The 22,683-nt window shown below is 53.7% G+C and carries 22 protein-coding genes; 8 read left to right on the plus strand and 14 right to left on the minus strand.

Translation table 11 applies throughout. The features are described 5' to 3' along the window. Positions 1-3: 3 nt before the first annotated feature. Together GM298_RS01600 and GM298_RS01605 are read right to left on the minus strand one after the other, a co-directional pair. Positions 4-1,458 carry a Cu(+)/Ag(+) sensor histidine kinase gene (locus GM298_RS01600; RefSeq protein WP_266153430.1) on the minus strand — a complete coding sequence of 485 codons (1,455 nt, stop codon included), beginning with the start codon at positions 1,456-1,458 and terminating at the stop codon, positions 4-6. Further along, positions 1,448-2,131, minus strand: coding sequence for a copper/silver response regulator transcription factor (locus tag GM298_RS01605; RefSeq protein ID WP_025756461.1), 684 nt, complete (start codon positions 2,129-2,131; stop codon positions 1,448-1,450). The genes GM298_RS01600 and GM298_RS01605 overlap by 11 nt, the downstream gene beginning before the upstream one ends. Positions 2,132-2,291: 160 nt before the next feature. Between GM298_RS01605 and GM298_RS01610 the strand changes: the two genes are divergently transcribed. Genes GM298_RS01610 through yjjJ form a run of 5 tightly spaced genes read left to right on the plus strand, consistent with a single transcriptional unit; the run spans position 2,292 to position 9,839 of the window. Next, complete coding sequence (locus GM298_RS01610; protein ID WP_266153431.1) at positions 2,292-3,677, plus strand: efflux transporter outer membrane subunit; 1,386 nt, start codon at positions 2,292-2,294, stop codon at positions 3,675-3,677. Between the two features lie 28 nt (positions 3,678-3,705). Further along, positions 3,706-4,044, plus strand: a complete 339-nt coding sequence (cusF, locus tag GM298_RS01615) for a cation efflux system protein CusF (RefSeq protein ID WP_262746793.1) — start codon at positions 3,706-3,708, stop codon at positions 4,042-4,044. Positions 4,045-4,055: 11 nt separating this feature from the next. Then, positions 4,056-5,303 (plus strand): efflux RND transporter periplasmic adaptor subunit, encoded by a 1,248-nt coding sequence (locus GM298_RS01620; RefSeq protein WP_262784115.1) that lies wholly within the window; start codon positions 4,056-4,058, stop codon positions 5,301-5,303. 10 nt (positions 5,304-5,313) lie between these two features. Beyond that, entirely contained in the window at positions 5,314-8,490 is a 3,177-nt protein-coding gene (silA, locus tag GM298_RS01625; protein WP_262784164.1) for a Cu(+)/Ag(+) efflux RND transporter permease subunit SilA, read from the plus strand. Positions 8,491-8,534: 44 nt separating this feature from the next. Then, positions 8,535-9,839 carry a type II toxin-antitoxin system HipA family toxin YjjJ gene (gene yjjJ, locus GM298_RS01630; RefSeq protein ID WP_262784116.1) on the plus strand — a complete coding sequence of 435 codons (1,305 nt, stop codon included), beginning with the start codon at positions 8,535-8,537 and terminating at the stop codon, positions 9,837-9,839. Between the two features lie 29 nt (positions 9,840-9,868). Here yjjJ and GM298_RS01635 read toward each other — a convergent pair whose 3' ends face one another. From GM298_RS01635 to GM298_RS01685, 11 genes are all read right to left on the minus strand, one after another. Continuing rightward, positions 9,869-10,456 carry a hypothetical protein gene (locus tag GM298_RS01635; RefSeq protein WP_262784117.1) on the minus strand — a complete coding sequence of 196 codons (588 nt, stop codon included), beginning with the start codon at positions 10,454-10,456 and terminating at the stop codon, positions 9,869-9,871. Between the two features lie 265 nt (positions 10,457-10,721). Further along, entirely contained in the window at positions 10,722-11,525 is an 804-nt protein-coding gene (locus GM298_RS01640; protein ID WP_262784118.1) for a carboxymuconolactone decarboxylase family protein, read from the minus strand. Positions 11,526-11,539: 14 nt separating this feature from the next. Beyond that, entirely contained in the window at positions 11,540-12,235 is a 696-nt protein-coding gene (locus GM298_RS01645; RefSeq protein WP_262784165.1) for a putative quinol monooxygenase, read from the minus strand. Between the two features lie 40 nt (positions 12,236-12,275). Beyond that, a complete protein-coding gene (locus GM298_RS01650; protein WP_416347186.1) occupies positions 12,276-12,881 on the minus strand; it encodes an NAD(P)H-dependent oxidoreductase in 606 nt (201 codons plus the stop codon). Between the two features lie 36 nt (positions 12,882-12,917). Continuing rightward, positions 12,918-13,295, minus strand: a complete 378-nt coding sequence (locus tag GM298_RS01655; protein ID WP_023292403.1) for a DUF1330 domain-containing protein — start codon at positions 13,293-13,295, stop codon at positions 12,918-12,920. Positions 13,296-13,333: 38 nt separating this feature from the next. Next, positions 13,334-14,353, minus strand: coding sequence for an aldo/keto reductase (locus GM298_RS01660; protein WP_266153432.1), 1,020 nt, complete (start codon positions 14,351-14,353; stop codon positions 13,334-13,336). A 2-nt stretch (positions 14,354-14,355) separates the two neighbouring features. Beyond that, positions 14,356-14,928, minus strand: a complete 573-nt coding sequence (locus GM298_RS01665; protein ID WP_262784120.1) for an NAD(P)H-dependent oxidoreductase — start codon at positions 14,926-14,928, stop codon at positions 14,356-14,358. 150 nt (positions 14,929-15,078) lie between these two features. Further along, the gene (locus GM298_RS01670) at positions 15,079-16,113 is read right to left on the minus strand and encodes an amidohydrolase family protein (RefSeq protein ID WP_266153433.1); all 1,035 of its coding nucleotides are present in this window, start codon (positions 16,111-16,113) and stop codon (positions 15,079-15,081) included. A 102-nt stretch (positions 16,114-16,215) separates the two neighbouring features. After that, the gene (locus GM298_RS01675; protein ID WP_266153434.1) at positions 16,216-17,163 is read right to left on the minus strand and encodes an aldo/keto reductase; all 948 of its coding nucleotides are present in this window, start codon (positions 17,161-17,163) and stop codon (positions 16,216-16,218) included. Positions 17,164-17,247: 84 nt separating this feature from the next. Further along, positions 17,248-17,937, minus strand: a complete 690-nt coding sequence (locus GM298_RS01680) for a type 1 glutamine amidotransferase domain-containing protein (protein ID WP_136343276.1) — start codon at positions 17,935-17,937, stop codon at positions 17,248-17,250. Positions 17,938-17,948: 11 nt separating this feature from the next. Next, positions 17,949-18,254, minus strand: a complete 306-nt coding sequence (locus GM298_RS01685; protein ID WP_045910563.1) for a hypothetical protein — start codon at positions 18,252-18,254, stop codon at positions 17,949-17,951. Between the two features lie 139 nt (positions 18,255-18,393). Between GM298_RS01685 and GM298_RS01690 the strand changes: the two genes are divergently transcribed. Then, a complete protein-coding gene (locus tag GM298_RS01690; RefSeq protein WP_266153435.1) occupies positions 18,394-19,293 on the plus strand; it encodes a LysR family transcriptional regulator in 900 nt (299 codons plus the stop codon). A 36-nt stretch (positions 19,294-19,329) separates the two neighbouring features. On the opposite strand, the gene GM298_RS01695 is transcribed toward GM298_RS01690, so the two are convergent. Next, a complete protein-coding gene (locus GM298_RS01695; RefSeq protein ID WP_262746803.1) occupies positions 19,330-20,238 on the minus strand; it encodes a LysR family transcriptional regulator in 909 nt (302 codons plus the stop codon). Positions 20,239-20,450: 212 nt separating this feature from the next. Between GM298_RS01695 and GM298_RS01700 the strand changes: the two genes are divergently transcribed. Beyond that, positions 20,451-21,437, plus strand: coding sequence for an aldo/keto reductase (locus GM298_RS01700; RefSeq protein ID WP_266153436.1), 987 nt, complete (start codon positions 20,451-20,453; stop codon positions 21,435-21,437). 46 nt (positions 21,438-21,483) lie between these two features. After that, entirely contained in the window at positions 21,484-22,665 is a 1,182-nt protein-coding gene (locus tag GM298_RS01705) for an aldo/keto reductase (RefSeq protein WP_266153437.1), read from the plus strand. Positions 22,666-22,683 lie beyond the last annotated feature (18 nt).

Below are 22,683 nucleotides of genomic sequence, written 5' to 3' on the forward strand. Positions count from 1 at the left end.
CGCTCAGAGCCCTTTCCCCGGTACGGTGAGGATGAAGCGCGTCGACACCGCGTCCGATTCGACGCGGACTTTTCCGTGATGCGCGGTGACGATGGATTTCACGATCGCAAGCCCAATCCCGCTGCCTTCCCCCTTACGCTGCCTGGACGGATCGACGCGGTAAAAGCGGTCAAAAAGCTTCGACAGATGCACCTGCGGGATCGGCGTGCCGGGGTTTTCTGTGATCAGCTCAACGTCGTTACCCCGTTTGCTGATGGAGACTGTCACCGTTTTCCCTGTTGGGGTATAGCGCAGGGCGTTGGATAACAGGTTATTGATGGCTCTTCTGAACATCTGCGGGTCGCCTTCTATCAGGCAGGGCACGCCGTGATAGGTGAGCGTGATGTGGCGTTCTTCCGCCCAGGCCTCGAAGAACTCGAAAACTTTTCGCACCTCCGCGCCGAGGTCAAACAGCACCCGGTCAGGGATCAGCTGGTTGTTGTCTGCCTGCGCGAGAAAAAGCATATCGCTGACCATCCGGGTCATCCGGTTGTACTCTTCCAGGCTGGAGTAGAGAACATCTTCCAGCTCCTTTTGCGTCCGGTGCTGACTCAGCGCAATTTCCGTTTGCGTCACCAGGTTGGTGATGGGGGTTCTGATTTCATGCGCGATATCGGCGGAAAAATTGGCTTGCCGGGTAAAGACATCTTCAATTTTCCCCATCATCTGGTTGAACGAAATCACCAGCTGTTCCAGCTCAACGGGCACGCGAGACGGCTCCAGACGCGCGTCCAGATTTTCCGAGGTGATATTTTTAATGGCGTTACTGACGTTACGCAGGGGTAAATGTCCCTGGCGAACCGCGATGCGAATGATGAGCACAATAAGCACGCTAATCACCGCGGCAATCGCGAACAGGTTCTTTTTCAGCGCCTCAAGATAGTGAAGATGAAAATTAATAGAGAGCCCGATCAGCATAACGTAGTTCTGCGTTTTGCCCTGCAGCGTCACCGTTCCTGAAGAGGCGATAATCCGGTAGGTTTCCATCTTCATGTCGGACCCGGCATGCATGGCCATGTCCGGGTCATCGACCGTCCAGAGAAACACATCCTGTGCCTGACGGTGTTGGCTAAAGTTCGCCGTGTTCATCGCCGGGCGTAATGCTGCGCCTTGTGCCGAGCTGAACAGGGTATTGCCCTGCGGATCCAGAAGCAGGACGGCAACGTTGCGGTAGCCGGCAAGCGACTCTTTGAGCTTGCTGATTTTCTTTTGATCGGGATCGGCCGGGGACTGCAGTATGCGGTGCATCGCGCTGCTGATTTGTTGCAGGTCGCTGACGTCCTGCTCGGCGAAATGCTTTTCGACGGAATGCAGCATAAACCAGGTAAAGGCGAAGAAGGCCAGTAGCGTGGAGAGGCTGATAAAAAAGGTCAGCCGCAGGGCGAGAGAAAAAGGGCGCCTGGGAAGCTTAACGGGCATCCGGCACCTCCAGCATATAGCCCACGCCGCGCACCGTCTGGATCAGTTTGGGTTCAAAATCGCTATCGATTTTTGCGCGCAGCCGCTTAACCGCGACATCTATTGCGTTTGTGTCGCTGTCAAAGTTCATGTCCCACACCTGGGAGGCAATCAGGGAGCGGGGAAGCACCTCGCCCTGATGACGCAGGAAAAACTCCAGCAGGCTGAACTCTTTGCTGGTGAGCTGAATGCGACTCCCGGCCCGGCTCACTTTTCTCGACACGAGGTCAACCGTCAGGTCTGCCGCCTGAAGCTGGCTTTCTGCAATCACCGTATTCCCGCGCCTTAGCAGCGTTCTGACCCGGGCGAGCAGCTCCGCAAAGGCGAAAGGCTTAATCAGGTAATCATCAGCGCCCAGCTCTAGCCCCTTAACCCGGTGTTCAATTGTGCCGAGCGCCGTCAGCAGCAGTATAGGCATCCCTTTGCCAGCAGCACGGAGCATGCGGACGATATCCCAGCCGTTTACATCGGGCAGCATGATATCCAGAATCAGCAGGTCATATTCCGCCGTCATGGCGAGATGGTACCCGGTCAGGCCATTATCCGTGTGGTCCACGACAAACCCCGCTTCCGTCAGCCCTTTGCTGAGGTATTCCCCGGTTTTCATTTCGTCTTCAACGATCAGTATTTTCATCTTGCTCCCCAGACTGGCTGCTGAAGACATTCTAGTGAGCCAGGGATCGTTCACAATGACTTATGCCAAAAATGACAGCATTGTCATTATCCTGTCACCGGTCAAACAGGATGCGTTCAGTAGAGTAACCCTAAAAATACTCTGGACTTCATGAACCATTATGTTCCTGTTAAAACGACTCAGCATCAGTGTGGTATTTATCCTGGCAGGCTGCGTTTCGCTGGCCCCTGAATACCAGCGCCCGGCGTCACCGGTACCCCAGCAGTTTTCGCTCTCACGTAACAGCCTGACGACCGTGGCGGCCGGGTATCAGGACACCGGCTGGCGCAACTTCTTCGTCGACCCGCAGATATCAGGATTGATTGAAGAAGCCCTGAAAAATAACCGCGATGTAAAAATGGCCGCCCTGAAGGTTGAAGAGGCCCGGGCGCAGTTCAGCGTGACCGATGCGGATCGTTATCCTCAGCTAAACGCCTCCTCGGGAATCACCTACAGCGGTGGGCTTAAAAGTGACAAACCCGCCACACAGCAGTACGACGCCGGTCTGGCGCTTAGCTACGAACTCGACTTTTTCGGCAAGCTGAAGAACCTGAGTGATGCCGACCGACAAAACTATTTCGCCAGCGAAGAAGCCCGCCGCGCGGTGCATATTCTGCTTGTCTCGAACGTGTCGCAGAGCTATTTCAACCAGCAGCTGGCGTATAAACAGCTGCGCGTTGCGCGGGAAACGCTGAACAATTACCGGCAATCGTATGCTTTCGTTGAGCAACAGCTGGTTACGGGCAGCACCAACGTGCTGGCGCTGGAGCAGGCCCGGGGACAGATTGAAAGTACTCAGGCAGATATTGCCAAAAGAGAGGGGGAGCTGGCGCAGGCCAACAATGCCCTTGAGCTGCTCCTCGGCACGTATCGCACGCCGCCGGGCGACGGCGGGATGAACGCCCGCGACATTGCGCCGGTAAAGCTGCCACCCCATCTTTCTTCGGCAATCCTGCTGCAGCGTCCGGATATTATGGAGGCGGAGTATCAGCTTAAAGCGGCCGATGCGAATATCGGCGCGGCGCGCGCCGCCTTTTTCCCGTCCATATCCCTGACCAGCGGGCTTTCAACAGGCAGCACGGAATTATCCAGTCTCTTTTCCGCCGGGAGTGGCATGTGGAACGTTATTCCCAAAATAGAGATTCCCATTTTTAATGCCGGCAGAAATAAAGCCAACCTGAAGCTCGCCGAAATTCGCCAGCAGCAGTCGGTTGTGAATTACGAGCAAAAGATTCAGGCCGCCTTTAAACAGGTCGCCGACGCGCTTGCGCTGCGGGACAGCCTCAACCAGCAGCTTGCTGCGCAGCAGCGGTATCTTGATTCGCTAAACATCACCCTGCAGCGTGCCAGAGGGTTATATACCAGCGGCGCGGTGAGCTATATCGAAGTATTAGACGCGGAACGCTCGCTGTTTTCCACGCAGCAAACCATTCTCGACCTTATTTATGCCCGACAGGTTAATGAAATTAATCTCTTCACCGCGCTGGGCGGCGGTTGGGTCGAATAACCTCATTTAATTAAAAAGGAAATTAAACATGCGCAATTCACTTAACGCCGTTGTATTTGGTGCAATCATTCTGTTTTCTGCCGGCCTTCAGGCTGAGGTTCATCAGCACGCGGAGATGAGCGCTGCCAGCGAAGGGGCCACAGAGCAGGTCATCACCGGGACCGGTATCGTGAAGGACATTGATCTGACGAACAAAAAAGTGACGATTTCTCATGAAGCCATCCCGGAAATTGGCTGGCCCGCGATGACCATGCGTTTTACTTTTATGCAGGCCGACGCGAGTATTACTGCCTTAACAGTCGGCAGCCACGTGAATTTCTCGTTTGTTCAGCAGGGCAATCTCTCTGTACTCAAGAGCATTAAATAGCGAGAAACGGCATGGCTTCTTTAAACATAAAATATGCCGCCACGATTATCACCAGCCTTATTGCGGGAGGGCTGATAGCCGTGACGGCATGGCAGACAATGCACTCATCGGCTACGCCAGAAAATAGCACATCTGAAAGAAAGGTGCTTTTCTGGTATGACCCGATGAAGCCCGACGTTAAATTCGATAAGCCCGGTAAATCACCGTTTATGGATATGGATCTGGTGCCGAAGTATGCCGATGAGAATGATAAAAGCAGTGCCGGGATCCGTATTGATCCGACCCAGGTCCAGAACCTGGGATTAAAAACGCAAAAGGTCATGCGCGGAACGCTGAATTATGTCCAGACGATCCCGGCGAACGTCAGCTATAACGACTATCAGTTTGTCATTGTGCAGGCGCGCGCGGAAGGGTTCGTTGAGAAAGTGTATCCGCTGACCCTCGGCGACAAGGTGAAAAAAGGCACGCCGCTGATTGATCTTACCATCCCGGACTGGGTCGAGGCTCAGAGCGAGTTTCTGCTACTCTCTGGCACCGGCGGTACGCCCACGCAGATAAACGGGGTACTGGAACGGCTCAGGCTGGCCGGTATGCCGGATGAGGATATTCAGCGACTGCGTGCGACCCGCACTATCCAGACCCGATTTACCATCAGGGCGCCGATCGACGGGGTTATTACCGCCTTTGACCTGCGCACCGGCATGAATATTTCGAAAGATAAGGTGGTGGCGCAAATTCAGGGGATGGATCCGGTCTGGATCAGCGCGGCGGTTCCTGAATCCATTGCTTACCTGCTGAAAGACACCTCGCAGTTTGCCGTTTCGGTACCGGCCTGGCCGGATACCGCCTTCCCGGTTGAAAAATGGAATCTTCTGCCGAGCGTGGACCAAACCACCCGTACGCTGCAGGTGCGCCTGCAGGTCTCAAACAAAGATGAACTGCTGAAGCCGGGTATGAATGCGTACCTGACGCTGAATACCCAAAGTCAGGAGATGCTGCTGATCCCGTCTCAGGCCGTTATTGATACCGGCAAAGAACAGCGCGTCATTACCGTTGATGCAGAGGGGCGCTTTGTGCCGAAACCGATCCACGTTCTGCATGAATCTCAGCAACAGTCCGCTATCGGTTCTGGCCTTAAAGAAGGGGAGTCAGTGGTGGTCAGCGGTCTGTTCCTGATTGACTCGGAGGCCAATATTACCGGCGCGCTGGAGCGCATGCGTCACGCTGAATCCGCTGCCGACGCGCATTCAGGCCATTAAGGAGACGATGATGATTGAATGGATTATCCGGCGGTCTGTCGCCAACCGTTTCCTGGTCATGATGGGCACACTGTTTCTCAGCGTCTGGGGAACATGGACTATCATCAACACGCCTGTCGATGCCTTGCCCGATCTGTCTGATGTTCAGGTGATTATCAAAACGAGCTACCCCGGCCAGGCCCCGCAGATTGTGGAAAACCAGGTGACCTATCCGCTCACCACCACCATGCTGTCGGTTCCCGGCGCAAAGACCGTACGCGGCTTTTCTCAGTTTGGTGATTCGTATGTGTATGTCATCTTTGAAGACGGGACCGATCTGTACTGGGCCCGTTCTCGCGTGCTGGAGTACCTGAACCAGGTTCAGGGCAAACTGCCCGCTGGCGTGAGCTCTGAAATCGGCCCGGATGCCACGGGCGTGGGCTGGATCTTTGAATATGCGCTGGTGGATCGCAGTGGAAAGCACGATCTCGCCGAGTTGCGCTCACTGCAGGACTGGTTCCTGAAATTTGAGCTGAAAACCATCCCGAACGTTGCCGAGGTGGCATCGGTGGGCGGCGTGGTGAAGCAGTATCAGATCCAGGTCAACCCGCTTAAACTTGCCCAGTACGGCATCAGCCTGCCGGAAGTTAAGCAGGCCCTTGAGTCGTCCAACCAGGAGGCTGGTGGGTCGTCAGTTGAAATGGCGGAAGCGGAGTATATGGTCCGCGCCAGCGGCTATCTGCAGACGATGGAGGACTTCAATAACATCGTCCTGAAAACCCGCGAAAACGGCGTACCGGTTTACCTGCGCGACGTTGCCCGCGTACAAACAGGGCCGGAAATGCGCCGCGGCATTGCCGAGCTTAACGGGCAGGGAGAAGTGGCGGGTGGGGTGGTGATCCTGCGTTCTGGCAAAAACGCGCGTGAGGTCATTTCGGCGGTAAAAGACAAACTGGAGACGCTGAAGGCCAGCCTGCCGGAAGGCGTTGAGATTGTGACGACTTACGATCGCAGCCAGCTCATCGACCGGGCCATTGATAACCTGAGCGGCAAGCTTCTCGAAGAGTTTATTGTGGTGGCCATCGTCTGCGCGCTGTTCCTCTGGCACGTCCGTTCCGCGCTGGTGGCGATTATCTCTCTGCCGCTTGGCCTGTGTATCGCCTTTATCGTCATGCGCTTCCAGGGGCTGAATGCCAATATTATGTCCCTGGGCGGTATTGCCATTGCCGTGGGGGCGATGGTGGACGCCGCCATCGTGATGATTGAAAACGCGCATAAACGGCTGGAAGAGTGGGATCATCAGCATCCCGGTGAAGATATTGACAACGCCACGCGCTGGAAAGTGATCACCAACGCCTCCGTGGAAGTGGGGCCCGCGCTGTTTATCAGCCTGCTGATTATCACCCTGTCGTTCATTCCCATTTTTACCCTTGAGGGGCAGGAAGGGCGATTGTTTGGTCCACTGGCCTTCACAAAAACCTACGCCATGGCGGGGGCGGCCGCGCTGGCTATTATCGTCATTCCGATTCTGATGGGGTTCTGGATCCGGGGTAAAATCCCCGCAGAGAACAGTAACCCGCTGAACCGGCTGCTGATTAACGCCTATCATCCGCTGCTGCTTAAGGTACTCCAGTGGCCAAAAACAACCCTGCTGGTTGCGGCCTTGTCCATCTTCACGGTTATCTGGCCGCTGAGCCAGGTGGGCGGTGAGTTTCTGCCGAAGATCAACGAAGGTGATCTGCTGTATATGCCGTCGACGTTGCCCGGCGTCTCTCCGGCAGAAGCGGCGGCGCTCCTGCAGACCACGGACAAACTGATCAAAACCGTGCCTGAGGTGGCGTCCGTTTTTGGCAAGACCGGAAAAGCAGAAACGGCAACGGACTCCGCGCCGCTCGAAATGGTGGAAACCACTATCCAGCTAAAACCTGAAGATCAGTGGCGGCCCGGCATGACGATTGACAAAATTGTTGAGGAGCTCGACCGGACCGTTCGTTTGCCCGGTCTGGCTAACCTCTGGGTTCCGCCTATTCGCAACCGCATTGATATGCTCTCGACCGGGATCAAAAGCCCGATTGGTATCAAGGTGTCAGGAACCGTGCTGTCGGATATCGACGCCACAGCGCAGAGCATTGAAGCCGTCGCCAGAACGGTGCCGGGGGTGGTGTCTGCCCTGGCAGAGCGTCTGGAAGGCGGGCGCTATATTGATATCGATATTAACCGGGAAAAAGCCTCCCGCTACGGGATGACGGTGGGCGATGTGCAGCTATTTGTTTCATCGGCCATTGGCGGTGCGACGGTAGGGGAAACGGTGGAAGGCGTTGCCCGGTATCCAATTAATATTCGCTATCCTCAGGACTACCGGAACAGCCCGGGCGCGTTGAGGCAGATGCCGATCCTGACGCCAATGAAACAGCAGATTACGCTGGGTGATGTTGCAGAGATTAACGTCGTTTCAGGCCCAACGATGCTGAAAACGGAAAATGCCCGCCCTGCGAGCTGGATCTATATCGATGCCCGCGGCAGGGATATGGTGTCCGTGGTGAACGACATTAAGACCGCCATCGGTCAGAACGTAAAACTGAGGCCGGGGACCAGCGTCTCCTTCTCCGGACAGTTTGAACTGCTTGAGCATGCCAATAAGAAGCTGAAGCTGATGGTGCCGATGACGGTGATGATCATCTTCATTCTGCTCTATCTGGCGTTCCGTCGCGTGGATGAGGCGTTGCTGATCCTGATGAGTCTGCCGTTCGCCCTGGTCGGCGGGATATGGTTCCTGTACTGGCAGGGCTTCCATATGTCTGTCGCAACCGGCACCGGGTTTATCGCCCTGGCCGGGGTGGCGGCAGAGTTTGGGGTGGTCATGCTGATGTATTTGCGTCATGCCGTTGAAGCGCATCCGGCGTTGGCACAGCGTGAGACATTTACGGAGCAGGGGCTTGATGACGCCCTTTACCATGGCGCCGTGCTGCGCGTGCGGCCAAAGGCGATGACCGTCGCGGTGATCATTGCGGGCCTGCTGCCCATTCTCTGGGGGAGCGGTGCAGGATCAGAAGTCATGAGCCGGATTGCGGCGCCGATGATTGGCGGGATGATTACGGCGCCGCTGCTATCGCTGTTTATTATTCCAGCGGCGTACAAGCTAATCTGGCTACGCCGGCAGAAAATACCGGCGGCGGTTCGTGAAGATGACAGAGGGGTCAATACCTGATAAATTAGCTATTCAATAAGCTATTCATAAAGTGATTCAAAGCCATGATAAATCGATCCGAAACGCTACGACAACTGCTGAGGCAAGGCCCCATATCAGTAAGACAACTTACTGATATTATGGGCATTAGTCAGCCAACCGTTTCGCGATCGATGAAAGCGCTTGGCGATGAGGTTGTTCGTATTGGCTCAGGTCCATCTATTCATTATATGCTGCGTGATACGCATCGCGGGTTCAGTTCGGCTCCCGTTTACCGCATAACGGAAGAGGGTACGGTAAAACCGCTGGGTAAACTCGTTCCGGTTTATCCTGACGGCTTTGTGATGGAGCAGACGGACAATATATGCCTCCATAGCGATGGATTGCCGTGGTGGTTGTTTGACATGCGACCTCAGGGATACCTTGGCCGGGCGTATGCATCCCGATTTTCACCCGAGCTGGGCCTGTCGCCGAATCCAGAGAACTGGAGTGACACTGACGTTATCCGGGCTTTGCTGGCTCACGGGCACGATGCGGTGGGGAACCTGTTAATTGGAGAACAGGCGCGGAATCATTTTGTCGAGATGCCGTTGCCTGTTGCCGTGGACCGGGCAACCGCTTATCCGTCACTGGCGCTGGCCGTGAGCGCCGGCGATGTACCGGGCTCCTCTGCAGGCGGCGAGCAGCCAAAATTCTGCACTTACACAGAGCGTGGCCATGTCATTGTGAAATTCACGGCGCCGGACGATAACCCTGTAAGCGAACGCTGGCGAGACCTGCTGCTGGCGGAACATCTGGCGTTAAGGGTGCTTGGCGTCGAAACAGCAGTGTTTGATTTTGGCGGACAGCGCTTCCTTGAGATCCCGCGGTTCGATCGTACGGGACCACTTGGTCGTAAAGGGCTCTTTTCTTTACGTGCGCTTGAGGCGGAGTTTGTCGGCCGGGCAAGAGAAACCTGGCCGGTACTGGTGAACGAGCTGGCAAAGCAGGGCTGTGTTCACCCGGACGCGGTCGCCAGTACGGCAAGGCTTTGGGCGTTTGGCACGCTGATCGGCAATACCGACATGCACCACGGTAATTTGTCGTTTATCAGTTCCCATGGACGACCTTACGATCTTGCGCCAGCCTATGACATGCTACCCATGGGCTTCGCACCGAAATCAGGAGGCGCACTGGTGAATACGCTGCGTCCGGTTACGCTTATCGACGCGGTCGCAGGAGAAATCTGGCATGAAGCGCTGGAGCTGGCTGAGCGTTTTTATGCTCTGGCCAGTGATTGCCGCCGTTTCTCTGCCAGTTTCTCGCCATGTCTTGCGGCGTTGCGCAGCCATCTGGACGAGGCGAGGTCAAGGATATCGCGTCTGGGATAATGGGGGCGGGATGGTTACGAGGGGCAGGCTTAGCGTGGCATATGTGCATCGCGTGTCTGCCTGATCTGCTTGCGCCAGGCGCGATTATGCAGAGTAAATAGCAGCATCTTATAAAAGGCTGTGGAGAGGATAGCGCTACCACTAAGCAATAACATGACGATACTCACCAGTGCCGCAGTCAGACTGACGCCTGGAAAAGGGCTACCGCTCATCGCGGCCAGCAGATAGGCTGCCGTTAATACCAGGCTTATCACCGCCAGCGCAAGGTGTATCCGTACGGCGCGCATGCTGCCTTTGCCAATCATGAACATCGTCACGCCGTTGATGCCAGCGAAAAGCAGGGCGACCAGCACAACCCACACGAATACGCGTTCAGCTGGCTGGCCGAGTGCGGCGAGTACGCCATAACCCAACCACAGCTGCGGAATGGCGAAACTAATAATCACCCCGAGCGTACTGATTGCTGCCGGAATACCCATGGTATGTAATCCCACAGGATTACCCATCTGTTCGGCCAACTGCGTCTTGAGCTGCTGCAGTTGCGTCGGGGAGGCATTGCTCATGCTGTCGGCCAGCGCGTTACAGTGTTTCAGGCGAAGGGATAAAATTTTAATCATTTGATTATACGGCTTTTAAAAGAGTGAAGGCCCTGATTGATTTTATGATATCCGCTACGGGGCGATAAAGACGATAATGCATCGTCCCGCATGGAAGCGCTATTTTCACATACTTCATTCAGTGTTCCTTCTTTTATTGCCAGCAATTCTGTATACGACAGGGTATTGCACTGACATGAAGGGAATCAGCATGCGCCATCGAATGGTGTTGTGAGCTGTTCGTTCTAATTTTGTGATGTGCGTCAGGTTTTAGTGTTCAGTAATATTACCTTTTACTCGATGATCGATTGTTTAGCACCTCTCCGACAACCGGAGCAGCAGTAAATGCGTTTGGCCAGCCAGCGTAGAACGCGGCCTGGGTAACAATCTCACCAGCTTCCTCAACAGAAAGTCCATTATCCATTGCTCTATTGAGGTGATAGCCAATCTGCGCGCTCTGTCCGGATGCGATTAAGGCGCTGACCGTAATCAGGCTTCTGTCGCGGGGTTTCAGCGCGGGTCTTTGCCAGAGATCCAGGAACAGTGGATCTGCAGTGAATTTAACCAGGCCCGGAGATATTGGGCCAACATTTTTTTCCACTGTCTCTGAACGCTGCTTTTCTGCTTCCTGATTGAGAGGAAGCAGGTCCGGAGAAGCTTCAGGAAGTGCATCTGCCGTGACGCCACGAGTTTCAAATACTGCTTTGGTCACGCTGACGGCTGACATTGCATTTGGCCAACCTGAGTAGAACGCCAGATGGGTAATGATTTCTGACAATTCCGCTGGCGTAACGCCATTATCAAGGGCAATGTCTATATAGTGCTTAAGGTCGCCAGGCTGGTTTCTGGCAATTAGCATGGAGACGGTCACCATACTACGATCCCTGGGCGAGAGGGCATCGCGTGTCCACAGATCTTCAGTAATAGCTTCTCGACCAAAGCGCGCAAGAGCCGGTGAGACAGAACGAATATCAGCTTCAGAAATCGCTGAAGGTTCAATTTTCATCATAGCTTTACCTCTTGTTTCCTCAGCATTAGCAAAATCAGAAATAACAAGCGACATGGCCGCCGCTGCAATTACGCTTTTCATGTCATCCTCACTGGTCAACGGTGCGGATCCTGTTTGATTCCGCCTTTGTTACGAAGAAATACCGGTTTTACCGGGATAGCGTCCTTACTGACGCTCATATGCGCCGTTTGCCTGAGATAGTCACGGAAGTGTGGCGTTTGTCGGTGCAGTTGATACGCTTCCTCACTGGCGTAAATCTCATAGAAATACCAGAGGTTCGGAGTCTGTGAGTCTGTAGCGGCATACATGGCTAACACGCCTTTCTCTACTTTGAGCGACTCAGCCATTTCAGGCATGACGATGTTTTTAAATTCGGTCTGTAATTCAGGCTTTACCTCGACGATCACCAGATTATTAATGGTTCGCTCATTCGGTATGATGTGTTTGTCCCCCAGAAATTGGGGCTCCAGAGTGATTTTATTTTTCCGAACGATAATGTCAGGTGCCCGGGCAGCGAATGCTTTGTATGGTTCGGCATTCAGATGTTTGCGGTAAGCACTCTCGTTTTCATAGAGTTCGACCATGAATGCCTGACGTGGATTGTCGCTGCGGAGCAGGGCGTACATCGCCAGCGTACCTGCTTCATGATCAACCGAAGCGGAAATCGTCTGTCTGGCTACGTCTGCAAAATCTTTGTCCCGATCGTGCCTGACGCCAAGCTCAAAGATATTCATCACTACCTTATCCGGCGCGTCCAGTTTTGTTGCAAAGACAGGGCTGCTTATTAGCATCCAAATTAAAAGCATAAGAGTCTTTTTCACGATGATCCTTTTACTGAAATGGCTGTTTAAGACGTTCTATAAGTTGGTGTTGGTAAGAAGGTAACCGAACGCTGCTGGCGCTCTCAAAGACAAGGGGAGGAAGCCACGTCATACCTGCGTGCAGGGCGCTTGCCTTCATCGGTAAAAACACATCCGCGAACGATACCCCGATCCTGCCGTCCGGCCCGTAAGTAGAGCGTCCCCCCGCAGCCGTACTGACTACAAGCATCTCCTTTCCCTGCCACAAACCGGGTCCGACACTCCCCCAGGTTTCATTCAGCCAGGCCTTCATCATTGGTGTAATGTTGAACCAGTGTGTAGGGAAGATAAAAACGACACGACTGTGTTCACGCATCATTTTTCGCTCCGCGTCGCCATTAATCCGACGTGTGTCATAGCCATACAAAGTCTCAAGGTTGCGAACCGTAACGCCTTCCAGACTCTCAGCGGCTTCCTGCAACCCTTTTGTCAGAACTGAGCGTTCCGGATAAGGGTGAGAGACGATAACGAGCGTTTTAATGTCGGTCTTTTCACGGCTATGAGCATGACTAACGGGCATGAGGAAGATAAAGGCAAACAAAAACAATGCTGCTGCTCTGCGCTGAAGTAACACCATCATAAACCTCCTTTGTCTTAACAGGATTGTAAAACGCTATGGTGTAACAGGAGCCAGTTCTGGCAATCCTTCTACGATATAGGTTCGCGAATTGCCGGCACGGTGTCGGATAGGAATGATCTTCTGGTACGCGGCCGAGCTATACCAGTCCTGGGCATTTTTGAGACTCTCAAACTTGATTACAACCAGTCTGCCCTGTGCTCCAAACCCTTCTTTAACATCGGGTTCACCTCCTCTGACGATAAAGCGTCCACCAAAAGGTCTGAAGGTGGATTCAACCTGAGCGCTGTACGGTTTGATAGCGTCAAGATCGGTCGCCTGAAACTCTGCGATGTAATAAGCAGGCGTTGCTGCCAGGGCTGACGCGAGCCCGGAGAGGGTGAAAAGAGTGGCTACCACTGTTTTAAAAATCATCCTTCCTCCTCATAAGCTTTCATGAAAGTGAATAAGGGCTACCGCGTCCAGACCTGCCTGGCGTCTTTCGTTTGCGGCGTGTTTTGCGCCATGATCCCCGTCAGAACGTGCGGCTGGTAGGTTTCTTCCAGAAACCGGATTTCCTCCGGGCTCAGTTGAAGATTTACGGCGTTTACCGCGCCATCGACGTGATCTTTTTTTGTGGCCCCTACGACAGGTGACGTGACTTTTGTCAGCAGCCAGGCGAGTGAGATTTCCGTCATGGACACCTGATGTCGTTCAGCAAGTTCGGCGACACGCTCAATAATGAGCCGATCCTGTTCAGCCGTGCTGTCATATTTCCCGCGCGCATAATCATCCTCCGTGGCTCGCCGCGTGTGGCCTTCTTTCCGGGAGAGACGACCGCTGGCCAGCGCGCTATAGGGGGTCATGGCGATATCATCTTCAGCGCACAGACCGAAGAGCTCTCGTTCATCTTCACGCATAATCAGGTTGTAGTGGCTTTGCACGGAAACAAAGGGCGTCAGCCCTTCGCGTTCGGCAAGGGCGTTCGCTTTCGCAAGCTGCCAGGCATAGCAATTGGAAATACCAATAGCGCGCACTTTGCCCGCAGTAACGGCGGCATGAAGCGCTTCAAGCACCTCAATAACTTGCGTGTTGTAATCCCAGATGTGGTAGATGTAGAGGTCGATGTAGTCCATCCCCAGATTCTGCAGGCTCTGGTCGAGCGATCGGGCTATTGCCTCTTTTCCGCCGATCCCAGCGGCAATTTGTGCGGCGGTTCGTGGCAGAAACTTGGTGGCCAGCACCACGTCCTCGCGTTTTGCCATCTCCCGCAGCGCCCGGCCAACGTATCGCTCGCTGGAGCCGTTCTGATAGGCGATAGCGGTATCGTAAAAATTGATACCCTTTTCGAGACCGTAGCGGATGATGTCCCGGCTTGCTGTTTCGTCCAGCGTCCAGCGATGCTGGCCCGTTAACGGGTCGCCAAATCCCATACATCCCATACAGATGCGGGAGACCAGTAAGTCACTTTTACCGAGCCGGGTATACTGCATCTTTATTCTCCCTCTGGATTATTCACGACGGAATTGAGCAGATCGACAAGCCTTGAAGCGTGTTCCCGGGCAAACGTTTTTTGCTGCGCGATTTTGTCGGCATCCCGGTCGGCATAGCTGATACCGCAGGTATAAACCGGCGCCAGCAGCTCAAGATTGCACAGTTTTGCTGTGGTCTCGAACGGAATTAGATACTCTTCAATGGCATGGCCAAAGAAACCGTCAGCGGTATAGAGCGCCTGTGGCGCCCCTGTAGTGAAGGAGAGGAGCAGCTTTTTACCGCCCAGTTTCGCCGTTGAGCCATGCGCGAAGCCGTGGACAAAGACCTCGTCCAGCCATTGTTTCATTAACCCGGGCAGCCCATACCAGGAAAAAGGAAACTGCCAGACAATCACATCGGCCCTGAGCAGGCTTTCCTGCTCCGCAGCGATATTGAATTTGCCGTCCGGATAGAGCCAGTCCAGACGACGAATTTCAGCATCGGGAAGGGCGGTCGCCACTTCATCAAGGATCGTGGCATTGGCGACGGAATGGGTAAGCTCAGGATGGCCTGAAACAATAAGGATATTTTTCATTTCAATGAGTTAAATATATTTGGTGAATGTTTAACCCAGTATAGAGTGACACCATTATTTTTTTTAGAGCAGTAAAGACTCATTCACTTTTAGACAAAAACTAATAATGGTCAACTGTTCTCATTGTACCGGTCATCACGAACCCGTGAACTACGCCGTGATGCCCAGTAAACGTTCTGCATTGCGAAATGCGATGGCCTCTTTTTCAGCCTTGTTGACGGGCAGACTGTCTATAAAGGTTTTTACACCGTCCAGGGTCTGATAGGGATAATCGACGGAGAACAGGATCCTTTCTGCCCCCATTAACTCGTAGATAAACTTGAAGTGCGGCAGTGTCAGCATACCTGACGGGGTAACGTAAACGTGTTCCTGGAAGGTTCTCGTTAGCGTGCGTGACAGACCCGTTGCAGCCAGTGGTAGGCTGTCATCAAGACGCTGGAGCCAGAAGGGTAACATCTCCCCCCAGTGGCCACTGATTACCTGCAGGTGGGGATATTTATCAAATGCGCCCGATAACATCAGCCGCAACAAATGGATCCCCGCTTCGTGATGCCAGCCCCAGCCAAACATAGAAAGCCTGGCGTTGACCTCTGCGCTGAAGCCCGTGAAGTAGGCCTGCTGTACGCTTTTAAGCGGTAATCCGGGATGAAGATAGAGTGGCACATTCAGTTTATTAAAGCGGGAAAGCAGGGAGTCATAGTCAGGATGATCGAGAAAGCATGAAGAGGGTCTGCCATTCAGCAGTGCTCCTTTAAATCCTAGTTTTTCAACTGCGCGGACAAGCTCATTTTCAGCATCTTTCGGCTGCGCCCAGGGAAGTGTGGCAAATGCCGCGAAGCGACCCGGGTGATTTCTTACCGCCCCGGCAAGGCGGTCGTTTGCCGCCGTATTTAATGTTACCGCTTTATCACCGGGAGCCAGCTGGGGGAACCCGCCCACAGAGAGGATCTGCAGGGTAATTCCAGCCTCATCCATATCCCTGAGGCGGCGGCTTCCCAAATCAGCGCCTTTCGCGTTTATCAGCGCATTCTTTTCTATCTGCGGCCGGCTTCGGTCAGGATTATGACCATCAGCGACGGTTTTCCCCCAGTCGCCAAGGAAAGGTGCCTGCTCAAGCGCAACAGGCATACACGCTCGCCCTAACTCGCTGTCGAGATAATGTTCTTCGAGGCAAATGATTTTCATATTCTCACCATTCATACAAAGCAGTAAAAGTGATACAGATTAGAATCACCCGGAACAGCCCGTTCGTGTGTGTCATTCATGACAGTCTGTTCCGGACGGGCTTTACACCATCGGTTTTTCCCAGGCGCCTCGTGTATCCACTCTGGTCTCTGCGGCGAGTTGTGCCAGCAGGATGATTTCCTCATCGCGTAACTGGATGTCTGAAGCGCAGGCGGCGTCCAGAACGTGATGGACTTTAGTCGCACCAACGAGGGGAAGGGTACCTTTCGCAATAGCCCATGCGATGGCTATCTGTGCCACGCTGGCATTCCTTTCGGCTCCCATTTTTTTCATGGCGGCGGTTAGTCTTTCTATCTGCGGCAGTACTGCGTTATAACTTTCGGCCCGGCCACTCCCGGCAGGCATGGGATGATTTGAATCATAACGACCACTGAGCGCGCCTTGCTCCAGGACCATGTAAGCAAAGAACGTGATGTTATTTTGTCGGCAATAATCAAGGATCCCGGCCTCTTCAGAAGCGCGATAGAGCAGGCTGTAGTGATTTTGTACTGCACTGAGGGAATAACCGGAAACGTTAAGGATTTCATTGGCGCGTCTGATTTGTGCCAGATTGTGGTTGGAAACACCTACGCGTTTTACCTTACCGCTTTGTAAAAGTGGGATCAGTCCTGGCGTCCATTTTTCGACGTCGAGGGGATTATGGATCCAGTAGATATCAATCGCGTCCACGCCCAGGCGTCCGAGGCTGGCCTCAAGCATATCGCTGACAGGCTGTGCAGACTGCTCGTTCGCAATCTGCGGCGTGAATTTGGTGGATAAAATCATATCCTCGCGGGGGAACTGACGGACTAATGTTCCCAGCGCTGCCTCGGAACTCCCCATGCCATATACTGCTGCGGTATCCCAGAGGTTGAGACCCTTACTCATGGCCGTGGTGAACACGTCTGCCATCTGAGTATCAGAAAGATGATTGCCGAAGACGGTGTCGCCACCGGCGAAGCCTGTGCCCCAGGACCATGTGCCGAGCGCGACTGGAGGAAGAGTTTTCATATTCAGCTCCTGAAAAAAGGCCGGAACGTTGCTGACGTAAACCGGCCAAAGAGGGTGAGTAACGATGAAAGACAGATGAATGAATTAAGTTGGCTGGCGGAGGGCATTTAACAGCGCCACACCGACACCGTGCGCTGAAGCGGGATTCTGCCCCGTGATAAGGCGTCCGTCGGTAACCACGTTTTCAGACCAGTTCGGGGCTTCATGATGAAGCGCGCCATGCTCGCGGAGTGCAGTCTCAAGCAGGTAGGGAACCACATCTGTGGTGTGAACTTCTTCCTCTTCCTTGTTGGTAAAGGCCGCCACGTTTTTGCCTTTCACCAGGTATTCGCCGCTGCTGAGCTTTGCGTCAACCAGTGCCGCAGGTCCGTGGCAGACGGCTGAGACAATCCCATCACTTTCATATACTTCGCGGATAATACGCTGGGCATCCTGGCTATCACGGAAATCCCACATGGTTCCATGGCCGCCCGCAAAGAAAACGGCGCTGTAATCGGTACCGTTCAGCTCGGATAACGCTGGAGTTGTTGCCAGGCGCTGCTGAAAATCGGTTTCGTTCCAGTACCAGGCGTTGACAGGATCGCTGAGGTCAAATCCATCCACCGGCGGCTGTCCCCCGCGAATGCTGGCGATCATCGTTTTTAGTCCGGCATCTTCCAGTACTTTCAGCGGATGCGTCAGCTCGGCCAGGAAAAAACCGGTTGGTACACCGGATGCGCCTTTAATCGGATGACTGGAAACGACACACAGCACGGGTTTATCTGCAGGTTTCATATCGGGCCTCACTATTTATTTTTAAATTCAGCGGCAAAGAGATTTTCCCAGTTAATAAAGGAGCCAAGCGGAATGCACTCAAAGCTTAATAAGCCAGCTTTTGCCAGCGGGAATTCGGCCATTACGTTCATCGCTTCATCGACAGAGTCACATTCAAGAAAAATAGCGACGCCAGGTCTGTCCTGACGGAAGTAGATGTCGCGGATGAAGCCGGATTTATACAATCCCCAGGCGTGCAGCGCTTCAGCGTTAAGGTGTGGAGCATATTTTTCCAGCGATGCTCCAGGTGCGGGGATATCCAGACATAAAATTCGCATCATAGTCTCCTGAACTCAGGTCGTTGTAGAAAGAGATAAAATTATAAGAGGCGAATTTCACGAAGATTAGAGGAGAATTGACTTAAGCATCTTTAGACTGTACTTAATAATCAGGCGGAGATTGCTTTAGGAACATATTATGAATAACGCCCTGTATAACCAGATACGGATCTTTCAGAGCATTGCACGTGAGGGCAATATTTCGGCAGCCGCAAGAAAACTGGAAATTACGCCTCCCTCCGTCAGCAATGCGCTTAAGCTGCTGGAAGATCATATTGGCCATCCGCTTTTTGTGCGTACGACCCGCCGTATTGAGCTGACGGAAACTGGGCAGCTGTTGCTGGAACAGACCGCTGCGGCGGTGGAGTCGCTGGAAAATTCGCTTGAAAGCATTCGCGACCAGAATCAGGAGCCCTCTGGTATCGTGCGAATCACGCTCTCGCGTTTTGCCTATCTGTTAATTCTTAAGCCTGCAATGGCGAAATTCTGTCAGCAATATCCGGGTATACAGCTTGAAATTTCGGTTTACGACGGTACCGTGAATGTTATCGAAGAGCGTTTTGATCTTGGGATCCGTTTTGGCGATATCCTCGAAGGTGGGGTGGTGGCGCGGCCGTTAATGAAACCCTTTCGTGAAGGGTTATATGCATCCTCAGCTTATATCAGCGAGCATGGAATGCCCGAGGTGCCGGCTGACCTCAGTCAACACAAGCTGATTGGCTACCGTTTTATTACTAACAACCGCATCCTTCCGTTGATTCTGAACGATCGCGGAGAGCAGTTGACGGTTGAGATGCCCGGGCAGTTAATCAGCAACGATATTGACGTTATGGCAGACGGGATCCGTAACGGCCTGGGAATCGGACGTTTGTTTGAACCCATCTTGCAGTTACAGCCGGACAGGGAGCGCTTTATACCCGTGATGGAGAGCTACTGGAAAACCTACCCGCCAGTGTATATCTATTACCCCAAAAACGCGGGTAAAACGAAAAGAGTGAAGGCCCTGATTGATTTTCTGATATCCGCTACTGGACGATAAAGACGATAACGCCTCGTTCAGTATGGAGGCGCTATTTCACAACCCTAGCGGCCGGGCCTCCTGTATGAACTCAATCAGAAGGCGAAGCCCGGTCGGTAGTTGCCGGCGGCTTGAATAATAGATATGAAAACCTTCCTCCAGCGGGCACCACTCCGTAAGCACCAGGCGGAGCCGTCCATCCTTCACATAGGGTGCAACAAGAGGCTCCGGAAAATACATCAGGCCGGCTCCGCCTAATACGGCCACAAGGCCCGTTTCAGCCTGATTGACCGTCACAGAGCCTGGCACAGTGATTTGGTACGTTTCGCCGTCTCGCTCAAGTTCCCAGCGATAAATCCGATCGTCGCCGAGACGATTGCTTATACAGCGATGGTGTAATAAATCATCAGGATGTTCAGGCGTTCCGTAGCGTTCAAGATAGTCGGGGGATGCTGCGATAACCCAGCGAATATCGGCAGATAAACGCCGGGCAACCATGTCTTCCGGGACGGTGCCACCATAGCGGATACCGGCATCGAAGCCCGCATCAGTGACGTCAACCATACGGTTGCTGGCCACAATATCGATTTCAATATCGGGATAGCGATCCATAAATGCGGGCATAACCGGCGCAAGCAAAAGATTGGCCGCTTCAACGGCAGCATTGATGCGGATACGTCCGCCAGGGGTATTACGATATTTATTAAGCGATTCAAGCGCGCCTTCTATCGTGTCGAAAGGTTGAAGGACAGACTGAACCAGTTCTTCACCTGCAGCCGTAGGTGTAACGCTCTTGGTCGTGCGATTAAGGAGGCGAACCCCGAGCCGGGTTTCCAGTCCCTTCAGGGCATGACTAAGCGCTGATGCACTGACACCTAATTCAATCGCCGCACGGCTGAAACTGCGATGACGTGCAATAGCCATGAAATAAATGAGATCGGCGACATCAGCTCTGCTTATTTGCATACAGAATCGTTTTCCTTGTGCGTTAAGGCCCGAATGCGTTGATACGGAAATGATATACACCATAGACCGACCAGGGCTAATCCGTTGCTGAATTTTTTTCACAAGTCCATTCACTCATCGCCTCTCACTGAACACGTTGTGCTTCGTTATTCTTGAAAATTATGCGCTCTGGCCGTCGGTCAGGGCGGAACATTCACCTAACGGAGCCGTGTATGAACTATACGCATCTTGGCCGCACCGGCCTGAAAGTCAGCCGCCTTTGTCTCGGAACCATGAATTTTGGTGACGTCACCGACGAGAAAACCAGCGCCCGCATTCTGGATGAAGCGCTTGAGGCGGGTATAAATTTCATTGATACAGCAGACGTGTATGGCACTGAACAATCACCCGATATCCAGCAAGGCTCGGGGCTGTCCGAAGAGATTATTGGTCGCTGGCTCCAGCAGGGTGGCCGGCGAGACAGTATCGTTCTGGCGACGAAAGTCTATCAGCCAATGGGGCCAGGTCCGAATGATCGCCGTCTTTCTGCTTACCATATTCGCAAGGCCTGCGAGGACAGTTTGCGACGGCTTAAGACCGACCATATTGACGTCTATCAGATGCATCACATCGATCGCTATACGCCATGGGAAGAGATCTGGCAGGCCATGGAACTCCTTGTTCAGCAGGGAAAAGTACTTTATATCGGTAGCAGCAATTTCGCGGGCTGGGACATTGCGACTGCGCAGTCAGTTGCTACGGCCCGTCATTCCCTTGGCCTGGTTGCTGAGCAAAGTCTCTACAATCTGACTGCCCGAACTGTTGAGCTGGAGGTCATTCCCGCATGCCGTCATTTTGGCCTGGGACTGATTCCCTGGAGCCCACTTGCCGGAGGGTTGCTTGGCGGCGTACTGAAAAAGATGGCAAGCGGGCGCCGTGCGAGGCCCGCGTTTGCCCGTTTAATCGAACAGTATCGTCCACAGCTGGAAGCCTACGAAGCATTATGTGAGGACCTCGGCGAAACCCCTTCCGATGTGGCGCTTGCGTGGCTCCTGCAGAATCCTGTCGTTACTGCTCCACTTATCGGGCCTCGTACGGTCGAACAACTCCATCAGGCGCTTCACGCAACGACAATCACGCTATCAGACGACACCATGAGCTGTCTCGACGAAATCTGGCCCGGACCCGGGGGAGAAGCGCCCCAGGCTTATGCCTGGTAATCACCAAATTAATAAATCCTTTCTTCGCTTTAGGGAGTCCCAGTTTATGAGCAAGATGATGCATGACCAGCATTCTGCTTCTGTACCCGCTTCCCGGGATCGTCGCAATTTTCTGATCGCCGGCGCCGGTCTGGCATTGGCCGCTAGTACTCTTGGCAGTAGCGGAGCAGTGATGGCGAACCCGGCTGGTCAGGACACGTCGAACGCCCCTTCGGATGCTGTTCCCGTCCAGAAGGAGACCTTAACCACGCGTAAACTCGGCTCGCTGGAGGTATCCAGCATGGGACTCGGGTGTCTGCCTATGGTGGGGTATTACGGCGGTGGTCCGCGCGATCGTAAAGCCATGGTTTCGCTCATCCGGGCCGCCTTCGAACAAGGCATTACGTTCTTTGATACTGCCGAGGTGTATGGTCCCCATCTCAGTGAAGAATTTGTCGGGGAAGCACTGGCCCCCGTTCGCGATCGTGTGGTGATTGCCACTAAGTTCGGTTTCGGCGTGGAGGAGGGGAAGCCAACCTCCCTCAACAGCCATCCTGACCATATCCGCCACGCCGTAGAGGGTTCGCTAAAGCGTCTGAAAACGGACCACATCGATCTGCTTTATCAACATCGCCCCGATCCGAATGTGCCGATTGAGGATGTGGCGGAAACCGTGAAGGCGTTGATCCAGGAGGGTAAAGTGAAACACTGGGGATTGTCGGAAGCGAGTGCCAGGACAATCCGCCGCGCACATGCGGTACTCCCTGTGACTGCAGTACAGAGTGAGTATGCCATGTGGTGGCGTGAACCGGAGACACGGATATTTCCAACGCTCGAAGAGCTGGGTATCGGCTTTGTACCTTACTGCCCGACCGCCCGGAGTTTCCTTGCCGGGGCAGTCAATCCAAGCCAGCGGTTCGACAGCACCGATCGGCGGCATAACCTGCCACGCTTCCAGCCCGATGCACTGGCCAAAAACATGGTGCTGCTTGAATTCGCGCAGTCGTGGGCCCGTCGCAAAAACACCACTCCGGTTCAGTTCGCGCTGGCCTGGGTGATGGCGCAGCGGCCCTGGATTGTCCCTATCCCGGGTACGACGCAATATCCGCACCTAATAGAAAACAGCGGTGCACCGCAAGTCCGGTTGACGGACAGCGAGCTACGCGAAATCGATGCGGCGCTTGCCAAAATCCCATTGCAGGGCGGTCGCGCCGATCCGTTTACCGAAAGTCAGTTTGATAAAAATTAATACCTGCTGTCACAGGGA

The organism is Enterobacter sp. HSTU-ASh6 (assembly GCF_026319105.1).
GTDB classification, from domain to species: Bacteria; Pseudomonadota; Gammaproteobacteria; order Enterobacterales; family Enterobacteriaceae; genus Enterobacter; species Enterobacter sichuanensis.